Genomic DNA, 18,449 nt, shown 5'->3' on the forward strand with positions numbered 1-18,449 from the left:
CCGCTCCCCCCCGGCCAGGCGGCCGCCGCCGCGGCGGTCTGGCGGAGGCTCGCCGCGGGCAGGGACCGGCTGCCCGCCCTGGCACCCGCGGCACCGCCGGGCGCACCGGTCTCGGTGGTCGTCCCCGCCCGCGACGAGGAGGCGAGGATCGGCCCCTGCCTGCACGCCGTGCTCGCCGACCCGGCGGCCGGGGAGGTGATCGTCGTCGACGACGGGTCACGGGACGCGACCGCGCGCCTGGCCGCCGGCCTCGGCGCGCGGGTGGTGCGCGGAGCGCCGCTGCCGCGGGGCTGGGTGGGCAAGCAGTGGGCGCTGCGCCAGGGGACCGAGGAGGCGAAGCACGAGGTGGTGGTGACCCTCGACGCGGACACGCGCCCGCGGCCCGGGCTGGTCGCCGCGATGGCGGGCGCGCTCGCGGACTACGACCTGGTGACCGCCGCGCCTCGTTTCGTCTGCGGCGGAACCGCCGAGCAGGCCCTGCACGCCGCGTTCCTGGCCACCCTGGTCCACCGCTTCGGGCCGGTCGGACCGCGCGTCCCGCCTCCGCCGCACCGGGTCCTCGCCAACGGGCAGTGCACCGCTTTCCACCGGGACAGGATGCTCGCGGCCGAGGGGTTCGAACGCGTCCGGGGGAACATGACGGACGATGTCGCACTCGCCCGGAGCCTTGCCGCAGGCGGCTGGAAGGTCGGCTTCCTCGACGCGGGAGGCCTGCTGGAAGTGGACATGCACGCCTCGGCGGCCGAGGTGTGGCGGGAGTGGGGCCGCTCCCTCCCGCTCCGGGACGTGACCGGCCCCGCCGCGCTCGCCGCCGACCTGGCCGTGGTCTGGCTGACGTGCGCGCTTCCCACGGCACGGCTGCTCCTCGGCCGCCCCACCCGCCTCGACCTGGCCCTGCTGGGAACCAGGCTGCTGCTGGCGGGCGCGCTGCGCGGCAGCTACACCCGTCCCGGAGCGGGCGTGTGGTTGTCGCCGCTGCTCGATCCGGCCGCGGCGGCCCGCCTGACCTGGACGTCCCTGCGCCCGGTCCGCACGTGGCGGGGCCGCTCCTATCCGAAGAGGGTCGGGCCGCCGGTCAGGAACGGCGTGCGGCCAGGGCCGCCTGTCCGAAGCGCAGCCCGATGAGCGTCATCAGCAGGCCCGTGGCGGCGACGTGCTCCGCCGGGGCGAACAGCAGCTGCAGCACCGGGGCGCCGAAGACGGCGGCGCGGGCCCCGACGGCGAACGAGCGGGCGGCCGCGGCGACCACGGCGAGCACCAGCAGGGCGATCAGGAAGGCCGGCGGGCAGATGACCGCGAAACCCCCGACGAAGGTGAGGACCGACCGTCCGCCCCGGAATCCGGCGAAGGCCGGCCACGCGTGCCCGATCATGGCGGCGCCCACCGCCGCGTACACCGTCGCGGTGCCGGACGGCGCTCCGCCGGCCTGCGCGCACAGGAGGCCGAGCAGCCCGGCGCACACGCCCTTCAGCAGGTCGCCCGCGAACACCGGCGCCGAGCCGCGCGGGCCGAGCTGCTCTTTCATGTTCCAGAAGCCGGGATTGCGGTCTCCGACCCGCCGCGGGTCGAACCCGTGGGCGCGGGCGACCAGCACCGCCACCGGCACCGAGCCGAGAAGATAGCCGCCGATGACCACCGCGATCAGGGGAAGCATCGCTTCCTTTCACCTCGTCAGGTATGGGGACGCCGGGGCCATGCGCCACATGGGCCTCGACCGGCCGGTGCTGCGTGCCGCCGAAGGGCTGCTGTTCTGGAGGCTCATGGGCACGGGGCGCGGTTCCTCGATGACACTCGGCGCCGACCTGCGGCGCTGGGCGCTGCTGGCGGTCTGGCGCGACGAGCGGCACCTGGAGCGCTTCCTGCGGTGCTCGCCCATCGCGGCACGCTGGCGGGACGAGGCCGAGGAATGCTGGCAGGCGCGCCTGCTGCCCCTGGCCTCGCGGGGCCGGTGGGGCGGGACGCAGCCGTTCGGGACGGCCCGGAACGCGTTTCCGATCCTGGATTCCGGGCCGGTGGCGGTGCTCACCCGCGCCTCGATCCGCCCTGCCAGGCTGGTCGCCTTCTACCGTTCCGTCGCCCCGGTGCAGAACGCCCTTCTCCGCCAGAAGGGCTGCCTGGCGTCGGTGGGGATGGGGGAGTGGCCGCTGGCCCGCCAGGCGACCTTCTCCCTGTGGCGGGACACCGCCGCGATCAGCGAGTTCGCCCACGGGGGGCCCGAGCACCGCCGGGTGATCCGGGAGTCGCGGACGGCACGCTGGTACTCCGAGGAGCTGTTCGCCCGCTTCACGCCCTATGGCAGTGAAGGCACGTGGGACGGCGCCGACCCCCTCGGCTGACCGGCCCGTCCCGTTCCTCAAGGGAGCCGCGCCTGGACCCGGCGCTCGGCGCGGCACGCCGCCGAGGCCGCGCGCAGATGGCGGGCGAAGACGGACAGCCTGCGGTGGAGGGGCACGCGGACCCGCCGGGCGAGGACCTCGAAACCGGCCTTCTCGATCTCGTCCAGGATGCCCCCGTACAACGCGTGCGCCGCCTGGATGCACGGGCGGGACGCGGGGATCAGCATCCCGATCCCGGGAAGGGCGGCGCGGTAGTGCTCGCGGGCTCGCCCGGCCTCGAAGGCCAGGAGGTCGCGCAGGCGGGGGGAGACGCGCGGAAGCGCGAGATCGGCCTCGGAGACGCCGAAACGCGCCAGGTCGTCCTGGGGGAGGTACACCCGGCCCCGGGCCAGGTCCTCCCGCACGTCGCGCAGGAAGTTGGTGAGCTGGAAGGCCAGGCCGAGCTGGCGCGCCGGCTCGCGCGCCTCCTTCTCGCGGCCCGGGAGCGGTTCCAGGACGGGCAGCATCATGGTGCCGATCACCGCGGCGGAGCCCTCCATGTACGCCAGGAGGTCGTCGTACGAGGCGTACCGGGTGACCGAAAGGTCCGCGCGCATGGAACGCAGGAAGGCGTCGACGTCCTCGCGGCCGATCCCGAAGGAGCGCACCGTGTGGACGAACGCGGGCAGGACGTGGTCGTCGGCGGGCTCGCCCGCCAGGCTCGCCGAGAGCCGGAGGGCCAGGCGGTCCAGTGCGGCCGCCCGGTCGTCCGTCATGGCGGGGGCGTCGACGATCTCGTCGGCGTACCGGGCGAAACCGTAGATCGCGTGCACGTGCCGCCGCTTCCAGGCGGGAAGCAGCCTCGTGGCCAGGTAGTAGGAGCGGCCGTAGCGGGCGTGCAGCCTGCGGCAGATCTCGTAACTGGCGGTCAGGGTCATCGGCGGTCCGCCAGGATGCGCCGCGCCGCCAGGCGCCCCGAGACCAGCACGGGCGGCACCCCGACGCCGGGGGCGGTGTGCATGCCCGCGAAGTGCAGGCGGGGAACGCGCCGGGCGGCGCCCGACGGGCGGAACCAGGCGGTCTGGGTGAACCGGTGGTCGAGGGCGAAGGGGGTGCCCGCCGAGTGGCCCTCCCGCTCCCACGTCCGCGGGTCCTGGACCAGCCGCAACGAGCCGCTCAGATCGCCGTACCCGAGTTCGGCGAGCCGGGCGAGCAGCCGTTCCCGCAGCCGGTCGCCGAGCGCGGGGTCGCGGTCGCCGGAGGCGAGGTTGGGCATCGGCTCCAGGACGCTCAGCGTGGTGTGCCCCTGCGGCGCGGCTCCGGTGTCGGAGACGGGGTGGGTGACCAGAATGCTCGGGTCGGGTTGGGGGAGGCCCCGGTCGAGCGCGGTGAACGACGCGCCCCACCGCTCGCCGAAATGCAGGGTGTGGTGGGCTCGGCCGGGCAGCTGCCGGTCCAGGCCGAAGTGCATCACCAGGCAGGAGGGGGAGAAGCGCGGCCGGCGCAGCCGCCAGTCCCGTGCCGCCTCCGGCAGCAGCCCGTCGGCGTGCGCGCGGGGCAGGTCGCACGCGACCACGACATGCCGGGCGTCGAGCCGTTCTCCGGTCTCCAGCCGCACGCCGGTGACGCCGGACCCGTCGGCCTCCACCTTCGTGGCGCGCACCCCGTACCGGAACGCGGCTCCCTTCTTCTCCGCCAGCGCCGCCAGGGCCCGGGGAACGGCGTACATCCCGCCCCGTTCGGGGAAGAAGACCCCGCCCACGGTGTCCATGTGCGCGATCACCGCGTAGATGCCGAGGGCCCTGCGGGGCGAGAGGCCGACGTACAGCGACTGGAAAGTGTGCGCCTGGATCAGCCGCTCGTCGGTGAGGTGGGACCTGACCAACCGGTCCAGCCGCCGGAACCCGCCCAGGGAGGCCAGCCGCAGCAGCGCGTACGGCCTGGCCAGATCCCGCAGCGAGGTCATGTCCCGGTCGATGAAGGCCGGCCACTCCGTCGCGAACAGCTCGCCCAACAGGGTGCGGAACCGAAGGTAGCGGGCGGCCTCGTCAGGCCCGCACACCTCGCGGACCTGCTCGGCCATCGCGTCGGCGTCCGGCAGGACGTCAAGGCGGGAGCCGTCGTGGTAGGAGAGCCGGTAGGAGGGGTCGAGCCGGCGCAGCGGCAGCCACGAGTCCATCTCCTCCCCGGCGGCGCCGAACACGTCGGCGAGGACACCGGGCATGGTCAGCACCGAGGGCCCGGTGTCGAACCGGTAGGGCCCGACCTGCGCCGTGCCGCAGCAGCCCCCGGGCGCCTCCCGCCCCTCGACGACGGTCACCTCGCGCCCCGCCGCGGCCAGCCGCACCGCGGCGGCCAGCCCGCCGAGCCCGGCCCCGATCACGACCGTCCGTCCGCTCATCACGCGTCCTCTCCGTGGTCCGGGGGGTCCTCCGCTGCCTCGAACCTTCCGGTCCGACACCCGGCTCACACCCGCGGACCACGGGGAATGATGATCTTCTTACCCGGAGTTGCCCGCCATCAGACCTGCCCGCTCCCGCGGTCCTCGGGCGAAGTAGTGTCGGCTGTCGCGTGGCCGAGGCCCACCGCCGCCGGCCCTCACCCCGTGACCTGGAGATGACATGACCCGGCTCAGCGAAGAAGAGCAGAGCATCGTCGCGCTCGTCCGTGACTTCGTCGACCGCGAGGTGCGGCCCGCCGTCAACGAGATGGAGCACGCGAACGCCTATCCCGGCGAGTTCATCGAGGCGATGAGGCGCATGGGGGTCTTCGGGCTGGCGATTCCCGGGCCTTATGGCGAGGCGGCGGTGTCCACCTCCTGTTATGTGCACGTCACCGAGGAGCTGGCGCGCGGGTGGATGAGCCTGGCCGGGGCGATGGGCGGGCACACCGTGGTGTCCAAGCTGATCCTGGAGTTCGGCACCGCGGAGCAGAAGGAGCGCTACCTGCCGAAGATGGCGACGGGGGAGATCCGGGCGACGATGGCGCTGACCGAACCGGGCGGCGGATCGGATCTGCAGGCGATGAAGACCGTCGCCCGCCGCGAGGGCGCGGGGTACGCGGTCGACGGGGCCAAGACCTGGATCACCAACGCCCGGCGCTCGCGGCTCATCGCGCTGCTGTGCAAGACCGACCCCGCGGCGGAGCCCGCGCACAGGGGCATGAGCATCCTGCTGGTCGAGCACGGTCCCGGCCTGACGGTCTCCCGCGACCTCCCCAAGCTCGGCTACAAGGGCGTCGAGTCGTGCGAGCTGTTCTTCGAGGACTTCCGGGCGCCGGGTGACGCCGTTCTGGGCGGAGTCGAGGGGGAGGGCTTCGCCCAGATGATGAAGGGCCTGGAGATCGGGCGGATCCAGGTGGCCTCCCGCGCGCTGGGCGTCGGCCGCGCCGCGCTGGAGGACTCCCTGCGCTACGCGCAGGAGAGGGAGAGCTTCGGCAGGCCGATCTGGCAGCACCAGTCGGTCGGCAACTACCTCGCGGACATGGCCACCAAGCTCACCGCCGCCCGCCAGCTCGTCCTGTTCGCGGCCGAACGCCACGACGCGGGCCTGCGCTGCGACATGGAGGCGGGCATGGCCAAGCTCTTCGCGTCCGAGACGGCCATGGAGATCGCGCTCGACGCCGTGCGCGTCCACGGCGGCTACGGCTACTCCACGGAGTTCGACGTGGAGCGCTACTTCCGCGACGCGCCGCTGATGATCGTCGGCGAGGGCACCAACGAGATCCAGCGCAACGTCATCGTGCGCCAGCTCGTCTCCCGGGGCGGGCTGCCGCTCTGACCCCCTCTTATTGATCTACAACGTAAAGGCGTCGGCTCGTGGCAGCCGGGCACAGTGCCGGCAGGCGCGGGCCGTCGCGGCGATACGGGCGTGCGAGGCCAGGGCCAGGAGCGCCGTCGCGGCGGCCAGCGGCCAGTTCGCGGACAGGACGGCCGCCGCGGTGAGGGTGAGGGCGCCGACCCCGACGGCCGCGGCGGCGGTGGTGCCCGTCCAGGCGACGGCCAGGGGAAGGCCGCCGGGGGCGGGGAAGCGGCGGCCGAGAGTGCCGGTGAGTGCGAGGAACACCGTGGCCAGAAGCGCGGTGGCGGCCGCCAGTGCGGTGGCGTTCACGGCCGTCAGGTGGAGGAGCGGGGGAGCGGCGCCGGAGGAGCCCGCCCAGTGCCGGCCCGCGATGAGGAGCGGGAGCAGGACGGCCATGGTCAGGGCGGTCTGCCGGGCCTGGGCCAGGGTGAGCTCCCGCTGGAAGGCGGGAGCCAGCTCGGCGACGGTGCCGAACTCGGCGACGGCACGGCGCGCGGCGTCGGCGGAGGCGTCGGTGTCCGGCTCGGGGGAGAGGTCCGCGGCGGCGTCGGCGAGCCCTCCGCGCAACTCCTCCAGCATGCGGGACTTCAGCCGGGCGGGTCCGTGCAGGGCGGCGGACAGCTCCGCCACGTGTGCCTCGATGGGACCGGCGCTCATGTCGCCTCCCGCAGGGCGGGGTCGAGGACCGAGCCGATGGCGGAGGTGAACTCCCGCCAGGCCGTGCGCTCGTCGGCGAGGGCGCGGCGGCCGGCGTCGGTGAGCTCGTAGCAGCGGCGGCGCCGCTCGCCTTCGGCCTGCCAGGTGCTGCGCAGCAGCCCGAGCCGCTCCAGCCGGTTGAGGGCGGGGTAGATCGTGCCCTTGCGCAGTTCCAGCGCGCCGTCGCTGCGCTCCTGCACGGTGGCGATGATCGCGTAGCCGTGCAGCGGGCCCGCTTCGAGGGCGGCCAGGAGCAGCCCGTCCAGATGTCCGCGTACCGCGTCCGTTCTCACGGTAGGCAGCCTACCCATGGGCGGGGAGGCTGTGCTATCTCTCTATGCATTGGTAGCCAACCTATTGGTAGCCCACCCAAGGAGACCGCGGTGACCGAGTTCCTGCTGACCCTGCACGTCCTGGCCGCGATCCTGGCGATCGGCCCCGTCGCCGTCGCCGGGTCCCTCTTCCCCCGCCACATGCGGGCGGCGATCGAGGGCGAGGAGCACGCCCTGCGGATCGCCGGGGTCCTCCACCGCGTCTGCCGCGGATACGCCCTCGTGGGCCTGGCCGTCCCGGTCTTCGGCCTCGCCACCGGAATCGGCCTCGGCGTCCTGGGCGAGCCCTGGCTGAGCGCCTCGATGGTCCTGACGGTCCTCGCCGCGGCGGTCCTGGCGCTGGCCGTCATCCCCGCCCAGCGCGGCCTTCTGGACGCCCCGTCCCCCGAGGGCCTGCCGGTGGCCTCCCGCCTGCACATGCTCACAGGCGTCTTCAACCTCCTCTGGGCGGCCGTGGCCGTCCTGATGGTCGTCCGCCCCGGCGCGGGCTGAGTCACCCGGAACGGGGAAGGACCTGACTCGTCCGGGTTCGGTCGGGGGCGTGGGGGACGGATGGACGGGCGGAGCGCGAAGCTCTCGGGAGTGGAGCAGACGGCGCTGGTGACGCTGTACCTGCGGGCGGTGGAGAGCCGTTCGAAGGACTCGATCCTGCGGGACGGCGCCGCGGCGGAGGCGGTGCGCCGGCTCGGCGACGACTTCGGCCTCGGCTCGCTGAAGATGCGGCTGACCGCCGGGGACCGCTACCTGGTGGCGTTGCGGGCGCGGCAGCTCGACCTGTGGGCCGCGGCCTTCCTCGCCCGGCACCCGGACGCCGTCGTGGTGCAGCTCGGCTGCGGGCTGGACAGCCGCTCCTCCCGGCTGGACGTCCCCGCCGGAGCCCTCTGGTTCGACGTCGACCTCCCGGAGATCGCCGCGCTGCGCCGCAAGCTCTTCCCCGAGCGGGCGGGCCACCGGACGATCGGCGCGTCGGTGACCGAGGGGCGGTGGTGGGAGGAGGTCCCCTGGGACCGGCCGGTGCTCGCCATCGCGGAGGGGCTGCTGATGTACCTGCCGGAGCAGGAGGTCCGCCGCCTGCTGGAGCGCCTGACGGACCGCTTCGCCACCGGCGAGCTCCTGTTCGACGGGGTCGCGCCCTGGGTCGTGTGGATCTCCGACCGGCTGCCCCGGGTCTACGGGGAGTTCGCCATGCACTGGGCGACCCGCGACGCCCGTGAGCTCGAGAAATGGAACCCGCGCCTGCGGCGCGTCGAGGAGGTCGTGCCGCTCACGCAGCACGCGCTGATCCCGTCGCGCCCCTACCGCTGCCTGTACCGGGCGCTCAGCCTCATCCCCCCGCTGCGGGAGGAGCTGAAGCTGTTCCGCTTCGAGTTCTGATCCGGGGCGCGGCCTATGCTGGCGGGCATGAGTCGTTGGGAAGAGCTCACCGGGGGGACGTCCGGGGAGGAGTACGCCGCGCGGTTCGCGGCGCTGGCGGAGTCGGGGAAGGACCTGCACGGCGAGGCGCGGTTCTGCGCCGCGCTCGTCCCGCCGGGCGCACGGATCCTGGACGCCGGCTGCGGCACCGGCCGCGTCATGATCCGCCTCGCGGAGCTCGGACATGACTGCACGGGCGTGGACCTGGACGAGTCCATGCTGGCGGTCGCGCGGAAGGCGGCACCGGACCTGCCGTGGTTCCAGGCCGACCTGGCCGGGTTCGATCCGGCGGCCCTCGGCATCGCCGCGGACTTCGACCTCGTCGTCGCCGCGGGCAACATCTTCCCGCTGCTCGCCTCCGGCACCGAAGGAGAGGTGGCACGCCGGCTCGCGGCCGTCCTGAGGCCGGGCGGCCTGCTCGTGGCGGGCTTCGGCCTCGACCGCGCCCACCTGCCGGTGCCGCCGAGCATCACCCTGGAGGAGTACGACGCCCACTGCGCCGCGGCGGGCCTCACCCTCGTCGACCGCTTCGCCACCTGGGACGCCGACCCCTACGACGGCGGCGGCTACGCCGTGAGCGTCCACCACCGCTGACGGACGCCGGTCCGCGCCGCCGAAGGCGGGATCAGCCCGAGAAGGGGGCGACGTAACCGGTGGCGCGGCCGTCCGGGGTGAGGAGGCGGCCCATCTGGTTCGGGGTGTGCAGGCAGATCGCCCGCTCGTGGAGGGTGAGGGCGGGGGTCTGCCCGGTCAGTGACGCCTCGACCCGGGGCAGGTCGGGCAGGTCGCGCAGCCAGAGCATGAGCAGGAGGTTGCGCGGTCCGGTCAGGGAGCAGCAGAGCCGGACGTCGGGCAGGGCGGCCAGGGAGCGGGCGGTGGCGTCCAGGTCGGTCGGGGGGACGCTCGCCCGCAGGACGGCCGTGACGGGCCAGCCGGTGATCGACTGGGCGGCCTCGCAGCGCAGCCGCAGGGAGCGGGTGTCAAGAAGCCGCCCGACGCGGCGGCGGGCGGTGGCCTCGCTGATCCCCGCGCGGGAGGCGAGGGCGGCGAAGGGCATCCGGCCGTCCTCGTGCAGCAGGCGGTAGAGGGCGCGGTCGACGGCGTCCACCCGGGCGGCGGGCGGGGGAGTGCGGGGCGGGCCGCCGGGTTCCAGCGCCTGCTTCTGCGCGGGTTCCAGGCTCCGCAGGCGCCAGCGGCCGGGCTCGCCGTACCCGGCGGTGCGCAGCTCGGCCCGGTGGGAGAGCACACCGGGCATCGTGTCGAGGACCCCGCTCAGGTAGCACGCCAGGTCGGAGGGCGCGGGGAGTCCCACGACGGCGAGCAGCGGGCGGTCTCCGGTGAGGTGGTGGACGTAGCGGGTCTCGGCGAGCCCGCTGAGCGCTGCGGCGACGGAGCCGAGCGTCCCCGGCCGGCACGCGATCTCGATGTAGGCCATGCAGAACGCATGGTGCAGGGCCGGTCCGACGCTGCACGTCACCCAGGCCAGCCCCGCCTCCCGGAGCCGCTCCCAGCGCCGGGCCGCCGTCACCGGGTCGACGCCCAGCGTCCTGCCGAGCCGCGACCAGCTCGCGCGGGGGGTGAGCTGGAGGGCGTTGATCAGTGCCAGATCGAGCTCGTCGACGGAATCCTGCGTCATGGCCCACCGATGTATCACAGAACCCGGGAGAACCTCGAAGACGATCTCTTTCGTGACGGTTTCCTGCTCCTGGAGCCGCTTTCCCGCCGCCGGATCGACTCTGGTGCACCGCAGGAGCGGGAAGGAGCGGGAAGGAGCGGGAGCGATGGCGAGCAGCGAGGTGACCGGGCGGCGGAGCATCGACGCCGCCCGGCGGGACCGGGTGGTCGAGGCGGCGGTCCGCGCCGGGCTGGTCGGCCCCGGCCGTCCGGCGGCGGGCCTGGTCGACGCCGACGGCCTGCTGGAGTCGGTGGCGGAGCTGCGGCGGGCGTTCCCGCCGGACGTGCCCGTCCTGCACACGTTCGCGGCCAAGGCCGCCGCGCTGGTGCCGGTGCTGGGCCTGCTCGCCGGGACGGGCATGGGCTGCGAGGTCGCCAGCCCCGGCGAGCTGGCCCAGGCGCTGGCCGCCGGGTTCCCGCCCGAGCGCATCGTGCTGGACTCGCCCGCCAAGACCCGCGCCGAGCTGGCCGGGGCGCTCGCCCTGGGCGTGGCCGTCAACGCCGACAACCTCGCCGAGCTGGAGCGGATCGACCATCTGCGCGGCGAAAGCCCCTCGGTGCTGGGCCTGCGGATCAACCCGCAGGTCGGGGAGGGGACGATCGGCGCGATGAGCACCGCCTCGGCCACCTCCAAGTTCGGGGTGCCGCTGCGGGACCCGGGTGCCCGGCAGGCCGTGCTGGAGGCGTTCGCCGCCTACCCGTGGCTGTCGCGCCTGCACGTCCACGTGGGTTCCCAGGGCTGTTCGCTGGAGCTGATCGCCGCGGGGGTCCGCGCCGCCTTCGAACTGGCCGAGGAGATCAACGCCGTCGCCGGGTACGCGCAGGTGACGGGCCTGGACATCGGCGGCGGCCTGCCGGTCAACTTCGACGACGACGAGATCCGGCCGAGCCACGCCGATTACGTCGCGGCGCTGCGGGAGGGGGTCCCGGGCCTCTTCGACGGCGGGTACACGCTGGTCACCGAGTTCGGCCGCTCCCTGACGGCCAAGAACGGATTCACCGCCGCCGTGGTCGAGTACGTCAAGGACGTGGGGGGCCGCCGTATCGCCCTCACCCACGCCGGCGCCCACCTGGCCACCCGCACGGTCTTCATGCCCGAATCCTGGCCGCTGCGGATCGGCGTCCACGACCCCGGAGGCCGCCCCAAGACCGGTCCGTCCCTCGTCCAGGACGTCGCCGGGCCCTGCTGCTTCGCGGGCGACGTCGTCGCCCGCGCCCGGGAGCTGCCGGAGCTCGCGCCGGGCGACGTGGTGGTCCTGTACGACACGGGCGGCTACTACTTCTCCACCCCGTGGTCGTACAACAGCCTGGCCCGCCCGGCCGTCCACGCCTTCACCACCCGGGGCGGCGGCGTCCGCTTCACCGAGATCCGCCGGGAGCAGACCGTCGAGGAGATCCTCGCCGAGAGCGGAGCCGAGCACGCCGCGGCGCTCCTGCCGCTCCTGGAGGCGGCCCCATGCCGGTGACGGCCGTTCCCCCCGCCCGGCGGCGCGTCCCGCCGCCCGCCGCGTTGCTCCACTGGACGATCGGCGCGGCGGGCCTGATCGCGTCGCTGGTCCTCGGCTTCACCGTCCAGGCGCCCACGTTGTGGGGGTTCCTGCCGATCGGGTTGTTCGCGGTCCTGGCGCTCGCCGGGCTGAACCTGCCTGCGGCCACGGGCGTGGCGCTGGTGTCGGGTCTGCTGCTGGCGCGGCCCGCGCCCGGCACCGCGGCGGACCTGCTGGCGGGCTCGTTCACCGACACCGTCACCCTCATCGGGGTGATCTGCGTGCTGGGGGCGGGCCTGGGGGAGGTGCTGAGCCGGAGCGGGGCGGCCAGGCTGATGGTGCGGGCGGTGCTGCGGCTGCTGCCGGGGGAGGGGCTGCGGGCCGTCCAGTTCGGGGTGGTCCTGTCCTGCCTGGTGCTGGTGTTCGCGCTGGGCACCCTGGCCGGGGCGCTGGCCGTCGCCGCGCCCGTCGTCATCCCCGTCGCGGCGCGCGCCGGGCTCACCCGCTCGGCGACCGCGGTGTGCATGTTCCTCGGCGGCGGTGCGGGGCTCGCGCTCGCCCCGTTCGCGGGGTCCAACATCGCGACCTTCGAGGCGTCCGGGGTCGGTTACGGCTCCTACGTCCTGTGGGGGGCCGGCCCGCTGGCGCTGCTGTCCCTGGCGCTGGCCTGGATCGTGGTGCCGAGGGTGCAGCGCAGGTCGGCGGAGGCGGGCGGGGACTTCTACGAACCCTTGGAGTCCTCGGAAAAGGACGGGGACGGACCCGCCGGGCACGGTCGTGCTGCGGCCTGGACGTTCACCGCGGTGCTGGCGGTGTGCGTGGGGTACGCCGTCGTCACGCAGGTCGGCGTGGTCTTCCCGCTGCTCGCGCTGCCGCTGCTGGCGGTCGTCACCGCCGTGGCCGGGCGGCTCGGAACGCGGGGCGCGTCGGCCGCGTTCGGGGCCGGAGCCCGGCGGATGCTGCCGATGCTGCTGCTCTTCTGGCTGCTCGCGCTGTTCTTCGGGCTGACCGGCGAGCTGCGGCCCTACGAGGTGCTGATGGAGCAGTTCGGAACGGAGCTCGACGGCCTGCCCGTCCTGCCGTTCGCGCTCACCGTCGCGCTGATCGGCTGGCTGGGGGTGCCGGGGGCGGCCGCCGCGCAGATCGTGCTGCTCGACAAGGTCTTCGGACCGCTCGGGACGGTCGTGGGGCTCGGGCCCGAGGCGTGGGCGGTGGTCTACCTGTGGTCGGCCAAGGCCGACACCTACGGCCCGTTCCCCAACCCCAACATGATGTCGGCGCTGGGCATGGCCCGCTCGACCCGGCTGCGGCCCCTGCTGGCCGCCGGATGGGCGCTGCTCGTCCCCGCCGCCCTCCTGTACGTCCTGATCCTGACGGCGCTGACCTGACGGCCGCCGTCCGAGCCACACGGAGAACACTTCCATGGACGAGTTCGACGTCCTCGCCGTCGGCGGGACCGTCATCGACGGCACCGGCAGGGAGCCGCGGAGGGCCGATGTCGGCGTCCGCGGCGACCGGATCGCCTTCGTCGGCCCCGCCCCGCCCGGGGCGGCCGCGCGGCGACGGCTCGACTGCGCCGGGCTGGCCGTCGCCCCCGGCTTCATCGACCTGCACTCCCACGCCGACTTCACCGTCGCCGCCGCACCCGGGGCGGAGGGCGCGCTCCGGCAGGGCGTCACTACTCTGGTCACCGGCAACTGCGGGACGTCGCCCTTCCCGACGGGGAGCGACGCGGCGGGGTTCGAGGGGTTCGCCCGTTCGGTCCAGGAGGCCGGACCCGCGGTGAACGTGGCGGCGCTCGTCGGGCACGCCATGCTGCGGGCCGCCGTGCTGGGCCAGGATCTGCGCCCCGCGACCGGACCCGAGCTGGACGCCATGCGCGGTCTGCTCGCGGACGCCGCCCGGGAGGGGGTGTTCGGGCTGTCCACCGGGCTGATCTACGCGCCCGGCTCGTTCGCGGGCACCGAGGAGATCGTCGCACTGGCCGAGACGGCCCGCGAACACGGCCTGCTGTACGCCACGCACATGCGGGACGAAGGCGACGACCTGCTCAAGGCGGTGGACGAGGCGCTGGAGACCGCGCGGCGGAGCGGGGTACGGCTGCAGATCTCCCACCTCAAGGCGATGGGGCCGGCCAACCACGGCAAGGTCGTACGGGCCCTGGCCCTCATCGACGCCGCCCGCGCAGAGGGAGTCGACGTCGCCACCGACGTCTATCCCTACGCGGCATCCTCCACGCAGCTCTCCTCCCGCCTGCCGGACTGGGCTCTGGACGGGGGGCTCGACGCCCTGCTCGAACGCCTCGCGCGTCCGGAGACCCGTGAGCGGATCGCCGCCGAGCTGAGGGCGAAGACCGGCGGGACGTTCCTGCCCGAGGGGACCGTGCTGGCCGCGATGCCGGACGGCCCCTACACCCCGTACGTCGGCGCTAGCCTGCGGGAGATCGCCGACGAGCGGGGCGCCGACCCCGCCGACGTCGCCCTGGACGTCCTGGCCGGCCACCGCGCCCTGGTGTTCATCGTCAACCACGCCATGGCCGAGGACGACGTCGATACCGTCCTGCGGCATCCGGCCGCGGCCGTGGCCAGCGACGGATGGGAGCTCGACACTGCCTGCGGCGGCCATCCCCACCCGCGCCACTTCGGCGCCTTCGCCCGCGCGCTCGGCCACCACGCGCGGGACCGCGGCCTCCTCACCCTGCCGCAGGCCGTCCACAAGATGACCGGCCTGCCCGCCTCGCGGCTGGGCCTCACCGGCCGGGGCACGCTCGCCGAAGGGCACGCGGCGGACCTGGCGGTCTTCGAGCCGGGTGAGATCACCGACCGGGCCACCTACGCCGAACCCCTCGCCTATGCCGAGGGCGTCCGCCACGTCGTGGTGAACGGACGCCTCGCCCTGGCGGACGGCGCGGTCACCGGGGAGCGCCCGGGGAGGGTCCTGCGCCGCGGAGCGCGCTGAGGCGCCGCGCCGGTCCGGGTCTTGCCGGGGTGCTGATGGTGTCGTCAGATGGCGGCATGGCGATGAAAATGCGGCTTTGTGTTGCTTCAGTAGTTTCTGTGCTGCTTGCGGCAGCGGCCCCGTCCGCTGCCGCACCCGCCCGGGCGGACACCGGCGGATCTTTCACGGCCCTCACCTACAACGTGGCGGGGCTGCCCGAGGTCCTGTCCAGCGCGCCCACCCCCCGGAAGTCCGCCACCACCGCGATCGGAGAGCGCCTCGGCCCCTACGACATCGTCCACGTCCAGGAGGACTTCAACTACCACGCTCACCTGTACGCCACCGACGCCCACCCGCACCGGACGCCCACCAGCGGCGGAGCCGGGTTCGGCAGCGGACTGAACACGCTGTCGGGACATCCCTACGGCGGCTTCGAACGCGTCACCTGGAAGAACTGCTGGCTCGGCTCCGGGGACTGCCTGACCCCCAAGGGCTTCACCTTCATGCGGGTCAGGCTCGCAAAGGGAGCCTACGTCGACTTCTACAACCTGCACGCCGACGCCGGAAGCGGACCCGGTGACCTGAAGGCCCGCGCGGCGAACCTGGCGCAGCTCACCTCCTTCATCAAAACCCGCTCGGAGGGCAACGCCGTGGTGGTGATGGGGGACACCAACACCCGCTACACGCGGACCGGCGACACGATCGCCGAGTTCGCCGCGGCCAACGGCCTCACCGACCCGTGGGTGAGCCTGGAGCGCGGAGGAGAGGCCCCGGAGAAGGGGAGTCCCGCGCTGGTCTGCGACGCCGCCGCGCCCACCGACACCTGCGAGGTCGTCGACAAGATCCTCTACCGGAGCGGCAGGACGGTGGCGCTGACCGCGACCTCCTACACCAACGACCACTTCCGGTTCCTGGACCCGGACGGCCGCATGCTCTCCGACCACCACCCGATCGCGGCGGACTTCACCTGGCGGCGGAGCCGAGCCTCCGGCTGAGCCGGCGGTCAGGCCCGTGAGGCGGTGGAGCCTCGGACGACGAGCTCGGGGTGGAAGGCGAGCTCGCCGTGCCGGGGGGCGGGGCGGTCCATGGACTCCAGGAGCATGGAGACGGCCGCGGCGGCCATGTCGGCGACGGGCTGGCGGACCGTGGTCAGGGGCGGGTCGGTGAAACCCATCAGGGGCGAGTCGTCGTAGCCGATGACGGAGACGTCCTCGGGGACGCGCAGGCCGCGGGCGCGGGCGGCGCGGACCACGCCGAGGGCCATGAGGTCGCTGCCGCAGACGATGCCGGTGCAGCCCAGGTCGAGGAGGCGGCTCCCGGCCGCCTGGCCTCCCTCGACGGAGTAGAGGGAGTGCTCGACGTGCGCGGAGGCGCCGGGGCCGAGGAGGGCGGCGACGGACTCGGCGAACCCCTCGGCCTTGAGCGCGGACGGCAGGTAGCGGGCCGGTCCCAGGGCCAGGCCGAGCGTGCGGTGGCCGAGGCTGACGAGGTGGTTGACCGCCAGGCGGGCGGCCTGGCGGTCGTCGGTGGCGACGAACGAGCCGGCGAGCTCCGGCCGGGTGCCGTTGATCATGGCCAGGGCGACGCCCCGGGAGAGCAGCCGACGGTAGCGGTCGAGGTCCGCCTGGGTGTCGGCGTGCAGCCCTGAGACGAAGACCAGGCCGCGGGCACCGCGCTCCAGGAGCTGGTCGACGAGCTCGTCCTCGGCGGAGCCGCCGCCGAACCGGGTGCACAGCAGGGGGGTGTGCCCGCGCCGGGTCAGCGCGCGTTCGACGGCCTGGGCGAACAGCGGGAACACCGGGTTGTCGAGTTCGGGGACGACCAGCCCGACGAGGCCGCGGGCGGGCCGGCGCGAGCGGTCGGGACGCTCGTGGCCCAGGACGTCCAGGGCGGCGAGCACGGCCTCGCGCTTGGCCTCCGAGACGCCCGGCCTGCCGTTGAGGACCCGGCTGACCGTGGCCTCGCTGACCTTGGCCTGCGCCGCGATGTCCGTCAATCTCGCTGTCCCCATGGGCGGCGACTCTACGCCAAACACCAGGTGAGGGCGTATCTCCGGATCTGCGGCGGGCTGTGCGGGCCGCCGCGGCGGGGGCGGAAAGGCACACGGCAAGCATTCTGCAAGACCGTGAAAGTTTTCTGCAAGAGCTTTCATTCGCCGGTTTTCCGTGCCATGCTCGGGGCCCGCCGCCTGCCGCGTACCACCCCCGGAGCGCATCATCATGAGCACCACCGCGGAAACCCTGGCCGACCTCTGGCGCGAGCTGCTGCACGTCCCCCGGGTCGGCTCGGACGCCGACTTCTTCGACCTCGGCGGGGACTCCTTCCAGGCGGTCCAGCTGGCCGCCCTCGTCACCCGCCGCTTCGGCGTGGAGGCCGGTCCCGACCTCGCCTTCGACCTGCCGGGCCTGGCCGAGCAGGCCGGCTGGATCGCCTCCCGCGCCGCCGCCCCCGCGCCGCCCCCCGCACCCGCGGAGGGCGGCGCGCTCAGCACCCAGCAGGAGGACTTCCTGATCTGGATGTCCGAGCCGGAGGTCCCCCGCGACATCGGGGCGATCGCGATCGCCACCCGGATCCGCGAGGCCTTCGACACCGCGCTGTTCACCCGAGCGCTGGGCGAGGTCGTCCGCCGCCACGAGGCCCTGCGCACGGTGTGCCTGCCGGACGACGACGGCTTCCGGGTCGAGACGGTCCTGGACCTGCCGCCGGAGGTCGCCGAGGTCCAGGCGCGCGGCGCCACGCCCGAGGAGCGGCTCGCCGACGCCCTGGCCCTGGCCGAGCGGGAGCGCACCCGCCTGTCGGACGTCGTCCGCGACCCGATGGTCCGCGCCCTGGTCATCCGCGTCGGCACCGGGGACCAGGTGCTCGTCCTGTCCGTCCACCACTTCGTGACCGACGGCTGGTCGATGGGCATCGTGCTGCGCGAGGCCGCGCTCGTCTACTCGGCGCTGCGGGCCGGGCTGCCGTCCCCGCTGAAGCCGCTGGAGACCGCGTACGGCCGGTACTGCGCCTGGACGCGCACCCGGTGGGAGGCCAACCGGCCGTACTGGGACGCCGTCCTGGACGGGGCGCCGCGCGCCCTCGCCCCCTTCCCGGGAAGGCTGCGGGCCGGCAAATACACGTGGCGGGCCCACCCCTTCACCGTCGACGCGGCGACCGCCGGACGGCTGCGCGCGGCGGCCAGGGCGCACGGCGCGACGCCGTTCATGGCGGTCACCGCCTGCTGGACGTCGGTCCTCGCCGCCTGGACAGGCCTGGAGGACCTCGTCCTGATGTCCCCGGCGCCCGGCCGGACGGAGCCGTCCCACAACGGGATCGTCGGCTGCCTGGTGCAGTCCATGGTGCTGCGGGTGGACGCCTCCGGAGAGCCCGGACGGGCCGAGCTGCTGGCCCGCGTCCGCAGGACGGTGCTGGACGCGACGGCCCACCAGCTCCACGCCTACCACGAGGTGCGCCCGCGCGTGCCGTACCCGTCGCGGATCCACTACGAGAGCTGGGGGCAGCCGCCGAACTTCCCCGGCCTGAGGTCGGAGCCGTTCCCGCTGCCGCGCCTGCAGGAGAACCTCGTCTGGCACGCCCCGCCCGGCGAGGAGGACCACAGCTCGCCGTGGCTGGTGGTGGAGGAGCAGCCGGACGGCTCCCTGCGCGCGGCCGTCGTCTACAACGGCTTCGGCTTCGCACCCGAGACCGCGGCCCGGTTCGCCGAGCTGTTCACCACCGAGGCCGGCCTGTTCCCCGGCGAGCTGGCCCCATGACCGCGCCAGACCGGGGGACGACCCCCGGATCCCCGGGGGCCGG

General features: G+C 74.3%; 18 protein-coding genes. 11 read left to right on the forward strand and 7 right to left on the reverse strand.

The window, feature by feature from the left end; all coding sequences use genetic code 11:
* The coding region (locus tag ABD140_RS06930; protein ID WP_344237963.1) for a glycosyltransferase family 2 protein at positions 1–1,125 on the forward strand (1,125 nt) is incomplete at its 5' end.
* Here ABD140_RS06930 and ABD140_RS06935 read toward each other — a convergent pair.
* On the reverse strand, positions 1,076–1,654 hold the full coding sequence (locus ABD140_RS06935; RefSeq protein ID WP_344237965.1) for a glycerol-3-phosphate acyltransferase: 579 nt from the start codon (positions 1,652–1,654) through the stop codon (positions 1,076–1,078). The two genes, ABD140_RS06930 and ABD140_RS06935, sit on opposite strands and share 50 nt — an antisense overlap.
* A gap of 40 nt (positions 1,655–1,694) precedes the next feature.
* Here ABD140_RS06935 and ABD140_RS06940 point away from each other — a divergent pair, with 40 nt between their 5' ends.
* Positions 1,695–2,336 (forward strand): spheroidene monooxygenase, encoded by a 642-nt coding sequence (locus ABD140_RS06940; RefSeq protein WP_344237967.1) that lies wholly within the window; start codon positions 1,695–1,697, stop codon positions 2,334–2,336.
* Positions 2,337–2,353: 17 nt separating this feature from the next.
* Here ABD140_RS06940 and ABD140_RS06945 read toward each other — a convergent pair whose 3' ends face one another.
* Together ABD140_RS06945 and ABD140_RS06950 are read right to left on the reverse strand one after the other, a co-directional pair.
* A complete protein-coding gene (locus ABD140_RS06945) occupies positions 2,354–3,253 on the reverse strand; it encodes a phytoene/squalene synthase family protein (RefSeq protein ID WP_344237969.1) in 900 nt (299 codons plus the stop codon).
* On the reverse strand, positions 3,250–4,716 hold the full coding sequence (locus ABD140_RS06950) for a phytoene desaturase family protein (protein WP_344237971.1): 1,467 nt from the start codon (positions 4,714–4,716) through the stop codon (positions 3,250–3,252). The genes ABD140_RS06945 and ABD140_RS06950 overlap by 4 nt, the downstream gene beginning before the upstream one ends.
* A gap of 220 nt (positions 4,717–4,936) precedes the next feature.
* Here ABD140_RS06950 and ABD140_RS06955 point away from each other — a divergent pair, with 220 nt between their 5' ends.
* Positions 4,937–6,094, forward strand: a complete 1,158-nt coding sequence (locus ABD140_RS06955) for an acyl-CoA dehydrogenase family protein (protein ID WP_344237973.1) — start codon at positions 4,937–4,939, stop codon at positions 6,092–6,094.
* A 15-nt stretch (positions 6,095–6,109) separates the two neighbouring features.
* Here ABD140_RS06955 and ABD140_RS06960 read toward each other — a convergent pair whose 3' ends face one another.
* Complete coding sequence (locus tag ABD140_RS06960; protein WP_344237975.1) at positions 6,110–6,772, reverse strand: permease prefix domain 1-containing protein; 663 nt, start codon at positions 6,770–6,772, stop codon at positions 6,110–6,112.
* Complete coding sequence (locus ABD140_RS06965) at positions 6,769–7,104, reverse strand: PadR family transcriptional regulator (RefSeq protein ID WP_344237977.1); 336 nt, start codon at positions 7,102–7,104, stop codon at positions 6,769–6,771. Before ABD140_RS06965 ends, ABD140_RS06960 begins: the two co-directional genes overlap by 4 nt.
* A gap of 90 nt (positions 7,105–7,194) precedes the next feature.
* Between ABD140_RS06965 and ABD140_RS06970 the strand changes: the two genes are divergently transcribed.
* The 3 genes from ABD140_RS06970 to ABD140_RS06980 are packed head-to-tail and all read left to right on the forward strand — an operon-like array spanning position 7,195 to position 9,150.
* A complete protein-coding gene (locus ABD140_RS06970) occupies positions 7,195–7,635 on the forward strand; it encodes a hypothetical protein (RefSeq protein ID WP_344237979.1) in 441 nt (146 codons plus the stop codon).
* A 60-nt stretch (positions 7,636–7,695) separates the two neighbouring features.
* Positions 7,696–8,517: a class I SAM-dependent methyltransferase gene (locus ABD140_RS06975; protein ID WP_344237981.1), complete on the forward strand. Its 822-nt coding sequence runs from the start codon at positions 7,696–7,698 to the stop codon at positions 8,515–8,517.
* Between the two features lie 27 nt (positions 8,518–8,544).
* On the forward strand, positions 8,545–9,150 hold the full coding sequence (locus ABD140_RS06980; protein WP_344237983.1) for a class I SAM-dependent methyltransferase: 606 nt from the start codon (positions 8,545–8,547) through the stop codon (positions 9,148–9,150).
* A gap of 31 nt (positions 9,151–9,181) precedes the next feature.
* Here the strand turns inward: ABD140_RS06980 and ABD140_RS06985 are convergent, their stop codons facing one another.
* Positions 9,182–10,192 (reverse strand): Lrp/AsnC family transcriptional regulator, encoded by a 1,011-nt coding sequence (locus tag ABD140_RS06985; protein ID WP_344237985.1) that lies wholly within the window; start codon positions 10,190–10,192, stop codon positions 9,182–9,184.
* A 145-nt stretch (positions 10,193–10,337) separates the two neighbouring features.
* Between ABD140_RS06985 and ABD140_RS06990 the strand changes: the two genes are divergently transcribed.
* From ABD140_RS06990 to ABD140_RS07005, 4 genes are all read left to right on the forward strand, one after another.
* Positions 10,338–11,696, forward strand: a complete 1,359-nt coding sequence (locus ABD140_RS06990) for a type III PLP-dependent enzyme domain-containing protein (protein WP_344237987.1) — start codon at positions 10,338–10,340, stop codon at positions 11,694–11,696.
* Entirely contained in the window at positions 11,687–13,105 is a 1,419-nt protein-coding gene (locus ABD140_RS06995; protein ID WP_344237989.1) for a hypothetical protein, read from the forward strand. Before ABD140_RS06990 ends, ABD140_RS06995 begins: the two co-directional genes overlap by 10 nt.
* Positions 13,106–13,139: 34 nt before the next feature.
* The gene (locus tag ABD140_RS07000) at positions 13,140–14,675 is read left to right on the forward strand and encodes an N-acyl-D-amino-acid deacylase family protein (RefSeq protein WP_344237991.1); all 1,536 of its coding nucleotides are present in this window, start codon (positions 13,140–13,142) and stop codon (positions 14,673–14,675) included.
* 98 nt (positions 14,676–14,773) lie between these two features.
* Positions 14,774–15,649, forward strand: a complete 876-nt coding sequence (locus ABD140_RS07005) for an exonuclease/endonuclease/phosphatase family protein (protein WP_344237993.1) — start codon at positions 14,774–14,776, stop codon at positions 15,647–15,649.
* Between the two features lie 8 nt (positions 15,650–15,657).
* On the opposite strand, the gene ABD140_RS07010 is transcribed toward ABD140_RS07005, so the two are convergent.
* Positions 15,658–16,665 carry a LacI family DNA-binding transcriptional regulator gene (locus ABD140_RS07010; protein ID WP_344237995.1) on the reverse strand — a complete coding sequence of 336 codons (1,008 nt, stop codon included), beginning with the start codon at positions 16,663–16,665 and terminating at the stop codon, positions 15,658–15,660.
* 208 nt (positions 16,666–16,873) lie between these two features.
* Between ABD140_RS07010 and ABD140_RS07015 the strand changes: the two genes are divergently transcribed.
* Complete coding sequence (locus ABD140_RS07015) at positions 16,874–18,406, forward strand: condensation domain-containing protein (RefSeq protein ID WP_344237997.1); 1,533 nt, start codon at positions 16,874–16,876, stop codon at positions 18,404–18,406.
* Positions 18,407–18,449: the final 43 nt, after the last annotated feature.

The sequence above is a fragment of the Actinocorallia libanotica genome (assembly GCF_039525175.1).
Taxonomy (GTDB): Bacteria; Actinomycetota; Actinomycetes; order Streptosporangiales; family Streptosporangiaceae; genus Actinocorallia; species Actinocorallia libanotica.

Bases quoted from the DNA above. Each gene is read 5' to 3' on its own strand.
- ABD140_RS06945 (WP_344237969.1), bottom strand. From the start codon at position 3,253: ATGACCCTGACCGCCAGTTACGAGATCTGCCGCAGGCTGCACGCCCGC.
- ABD140_RS06980 (WP_344237983.1), top strand. From the start codon at position 8,545: ATGAGTCGTTGGGAAGAGCTCACCGGGGGGACGTCCGGGGAGGAGTAC.
- ABD140_RS06935 (WP_344237965.1), bottom strand. From the start codon at position 1,654: ATGCTTCCCCTGATCGCGGTGGTCATCGGCGGCTATCTTCTCGGCTCG.
- ABD140_RS07010 (WP_344237995.1), bottom strand. From the start codon at position 16,665: ATGGGGACAGCGAGATTGACGGACATCGCGGCGCAGGCCAAGGTCAGC.
- ABD140_RS06950 (WP_344237971.1), bottom strand. From the start codon at position 4,716: ATGAGCGGACGGACGGTCGTGATCGGGGCCGGGCTCGGCGGGCTGGCC.
- ABD140_RS06985 (WP_344237985.1), bottom strand. From the start codon at position 10,192: ATGACGCAGGATTCCGTCGACGAGCTCGATCTGGCACTGATCAACGCC.
- ABD140_RS06995 (WP_344237989.1), top strand. From the start codon at position 11,687: ATGCCGGTGACGGCCGTTCCCCCCGCCCGGCGGCGCGTCCCGCCGCCC.
- ABD140_RS06940 (WP_344237967.1), top strand. From the start codon at position 1,695: ATGCGCCACATGGGCCTCGACCGGCCGGTGCTGCGTGCCGCCGAAGGG.
- ABD140_RS07015 (WP_344237997.1), top strand. From the start codon at position 16,874: ATGAGCACCACCGCGGAAACCCTGGCCGACCTCTGGCGCGAGCTGCTG.
- ABD140_RS06975 (WP_344237981.1), top strand. From the start codon at position 7,696: ATGGACGGGCGGAGCGCGAAGCTCTCGGGAGTGGAGCAGACGGCGCTG.
- ABD140_RS06955 (WP_344237973.1), top strand. From the start codon at position 4,937: ATGACCCGGCTCAGCGAAGAAGAGCAGAGCATCGTCGCGCTCGTCCGT.
- ABD140_RS06990 (WP_344237987.1), top strand. From the start codon at position 10,338: ATGGCGAGCAGCGAGGTGACCGGGCGGCGGAGCATCGACGCCGCCCGG.
- ABD140_RS06960 (WP_344237975.1), bottom strand. From the start codon at position 6,772: ATGAGCGCCGGTCCCATCGAGGCACACGTGGCGGAGCTGTCCGCCGCC.
- ABD140_RS07000 (WP_344237991.1), top strand. From the start codon at position 13,140: ATGGACGAGTTCGACGTCCTCGCCGTCGGCGGGACCGTCATCGACGGC.